The sequence below is a fragment of the Bartonella sp. AP331QHHD genome, assembly GCF_042195905.1.
Taxonomy (GTDB): Bacteria; Pseudomonadota; Alphaproteobacteria; order Rhizobiales; family Rhizobiaceae; genus Bartonella.
Map to the genome: position 1 here is coordinate 1 of NZ_JBHIPG010000079.1, position 3,166 is coordinate 3,166.

Below are 3,166 nucleotides of genomic sequence, written 5' to 3' on the forward strand. Positions count from 1 at the left end.
AAAAAGTGAAGAGAGGCTTTCGTTGAGCCTTGCTTTTGACTTGTTCATTAAGGAGCATGGGGTGCACTTCTCGTTTTATGCCTTTTTATATTTGTGTCGTGTTTTTTTAAAGAATTGAGGCTCTTGCTTGAGTTGGTGCTCTTGCTTGAGTGCGAGAGGAAAGTGAAGAGAGGCTTTCGTTGAGCCTTGCTTTTGACTTGTTCATTAAGGAGCATGGGGGACACTTCTCGTTTTATGCCTTTTTATATTTGTGTCGTGTTTTGAAAAGAATTGAGGCTCTTGCTTGAGTAAGATCCTTGCTTGAGTGCTGAGGGGAAAGTGAAGAGAGGCCGCTCTTGGACTTTACTTGCTGTTTCTGTTCTCTTAAAGAGAGAAAATCTTGTAACTTATTTTCTTTTTATCAAGCATAAAAATGTGTTTTACCAAGCGATATTGAGAGCGAAAAATCTATACTTAAAGCAAAAGATATTCTGGTGTTTGGGGAAGAAGAGCCCATTTTCTTGCAGGTGGAGAGGTAAGACGCATAGAGAAGACGCGCCAAAAGCTTAAGTTTTTGATCAAGACGTTTTGCTCCATGGAAAGTGTAACAGTGCTTTTAAAGAGCCTGGGGTAGAGGGGGAAATTGAAAGAAAAGAGGGACATCTATTTATTTACGAGACCGTTATTTATTTACGAGACCGTGAAGGACAGTTTCTCTCTCTGGATGAAAAAGGTTTTGTGCAATTTGGTTATGGAATTGTGAGAGACGCTGGTATCCATGCGGCGGCTTGCCAAATGATTAATCCTTATCATTTTAGGGCTTTATCATTTTGGGGGGCCAGATTGACAACGAGGCATTGAGGCAAAGGGGTGGATTTTAAGGCAAAGAGATTGAAAATTTTTGAGGAAAAGGTAAGCGTAAGGCGTTTACGTCGTGCACTTGAGGAAGCTTGAGATAAGGGCAATGACTGAGGTTTGATCTGGGACTGAGGTTGATCTTGTCTGCGTGCTTGGCTTTCAATAGAACACCCTTCCTTGGGAAAAGGGGTGTTTTGGGGCTTGTAAGCGCGCATGTATAAGCGCGTATAGGGCAAATGAATAAAATACGTAGAGGGGATTTATAGTACTTGCATTACTCTGAGAAGGGTGCTAAGCGAATTTACCGCGCTGGTGGCGTGCTATCAAATATTGAAGAGTGGGAATTTTAGAAGTGGGGGAGTATCCGTATGATCGAAGATAAATCACAACACCAATCTGCCCATAAGGGAGATAAGGCTTTTGTATCGCAGCCAGTGTTGGATCAATCGGCAACTTTCAAAAAATGGATGATGCTTTCAACAGGCGATTATATCATCATTTGTTGTTTGGCTATCCTCTTGTTGGTGCTTTTTTCCGCGTCTGCCTATATGACCCCTTTGGAATTTTTTCACGTTATATCCAAGGAACAGTTCCAAGCACTGGGACAAATGAAACAAGAAAGTCTTCAGGAAAGACTTCAGGAAAGTCTTAAACACCCTTTCCAAAATCCTATAATTCAGCATGTTCTTGATGCGGGGTGGAATAGTGTTTGGGCTTTTTTATGTCTCTTACCGCAAATGATTTTTGGCGTTCTTTTTGGTTTTTGTCCGCTCTTTTTTGTCTTTAACGCCGTATTTAAACGGGATGTGAAGGAAATGATGCTACAATGGGAAACCTTGCCAGAGCAGCAACAGCTAGACAACCAATCTCTTAACAGAAGACAATAGGGGGGGAAAGTGACCGCTTCTTTAATCATTGGAATGTTGACTGCCGTAGGGACGACAATTTTTATTTGTTCTGCAATTTTTATGGTATTCCTTTCTACCGTGGTAACAATCGTTGCACTTTATTATTCGTTGATAAAACGGACAATCTTGTTATTGGTGACGCAGCGAAAATTAAAAAAGGGTGCAGCGCAGAATTTAGGGCATAATCAGGTAGAGGGTAGAGGACAGAGGACAGTTCTTACAACACAGTTGCGTGCCTTTTCTTTTCAAGAATCTTTGCTTCTCTCAAAAAAAGATTATTTTATGATCTTTTCTATCGCCTTCGTTATGGTTGCACTTAGCACAGGTGTTGTCGTTTTTTCAGCTTTTCTTCCAAAATCTGCGGTTTTTTTGCACAATTACGTGCCTATGATAGTGCTTCACATTATTGATTTTGTCATGCGACTGCTGTTTTGGGTCTGGACATGTATTGTTGTTTCTTTACCTGTCATTTTAATTCTCCATAGTTTTCTTCAGTATGGCGTGCAAGAAACAGTAAAGGAATTAGAAACATTTGCTTGAGAAGAAAATAAAAATGATGATTTCACATCAATGCGATAGGGAAAAAAAGGGAGCATTATGATGCAGCATTTGGTTTTTTTAGGGTTCATTATCATTGCCATTTTAATGGTTATGGTTATGGTCAGGTTTCCTTACCTGTTGATCAAATATATCAGGCTATCTTTTAAACTCGCTCAAGGCTTGAAAAAGAGTACGACGCAACAAAAGCAAGCCATACAACAATTGCGCAATGATCTGGGAGAAATGAAAAGACACAATCTCGCCCATAAGACCCTTGATGCGAAAATGCGCTTTCTTAACTTCAAAGAATCTCTGCCTTTTTATTCAAAAGAATGTAAAATAATCTTTTTTATCCTTATTCTCTTTTCTGTTTTGCAATCTGCTTTCTCTATCGCAAATTTTGTATGGTGGAAAAATGATAATGTTGCCTTTATCATGCAGCTGTTGAGCCTTATATGGTTAGGGGTTCTTCTCTTTTTTCCGATCATTGGGATCATGTGTATAAAATTAACGAGAAAATTGAACAAAATACTTCAACAATTGGAAGAAGCGATACAACAACGCGATCAGGCAATGCGTATGCAGAATGTGGAAGGGGGACAAAATGACGAGTAGTCTTATAACATTAATAGCCATTTCTTTCCTGTGTTTTACGCTCTTAGGTGTTTTAATATGGGCGCCAATCGTTGTCATTTATTACCTGTTTATCAAGCGTGCGAGGCTTTATTGTCGCGTGAAAAAGGAACTGAAATGCGTGTTGAATGAACGCGATATCGCCTTAAAACAGAACTCCCAAAAATAAAAAGCAGCAGAATGTTTGATAAAAAGCAGCTTTCTCTTGTTTGGCAAGACTATAAAAAAATATTCTATCTTTCTACGGT

At 39.4% G+C, this 3,166-nt stretch carries 4 protein-coding genes; all 4 read left to right on the forward strand.

What is annotated here, in order from left to right:
• Positions 1 to 567 precede the first annotated feature (567 nt).
• The 4 genes from ACFIMS_RS08610 (at position 568) to ACFIMS_RS08625 (ending at position 2,900) form a co-directional block, all read left to right on the forward strand.
• On the forward strand, positions 568 to 840 hold the full coding sequence (locus ACFIMS_RS08610) for a hypothetical protein (protein WP_375696654.1): 273 nt from the start codon (positions 568 to 570) through the stop codon (positions 838 to 840).
• Positions 841 to 1,205: 365 nt separating this feature from the next.
• The gene (locus ACFIMS_RS08615; RefSeq protein ID WP_375627750.1) at positions 1,206 to 1,724 is read left to right on the forward strand and encodes a hypothetical protein; all 519 of its coding nucleotides are present in this window, start codon (positions 1,206 to 1,208) and stop codon (positions 1,722 to 1,724) included.
• A gap of 9 nt (positions 1,725 to 1,733) precedes the next feature.
• Positions 1,734 to 2,285, forward strand: coding sequence for a hypothetical protein (locus ACFIMS_RS08620; protein WP_375627749.1), 552 nt, complete (start codon positions 1,734 to 1,736; stop codon positions 2,283 to 2,285).
• A gap of 57 nt (positions 2,286 to 2,342) precedes the next feature.
• Entirely contained in the window at positions 2,343 to 2,900 is a 558-nt protein-coding gene (locus ACFIMS_RS08625) for a hypothetical protein (RefSeq protein WP_375654349.1), read from the forward strand.
• Positions 2,901 to 3,166: the final 266 nt, after the last annotated feature.

Bases quoted from the DNA above. Each gene is read 5' to 3' on its own strand.
- ACFIMS_RS08615 (WP_375627750.1), top strand. From the start codon at position 1,206: ATGATCGAAGATAAATCACAACACCAATCTGCCCATAAGGGAGATAAG.
- ACFIMS_RS08625 (WP_375654349.1), top strand. From the start codon at position 2,343: ATGATGCAGCATTTGGTTTTTTTAGGGTTCATTATCATTGCCATTTTA.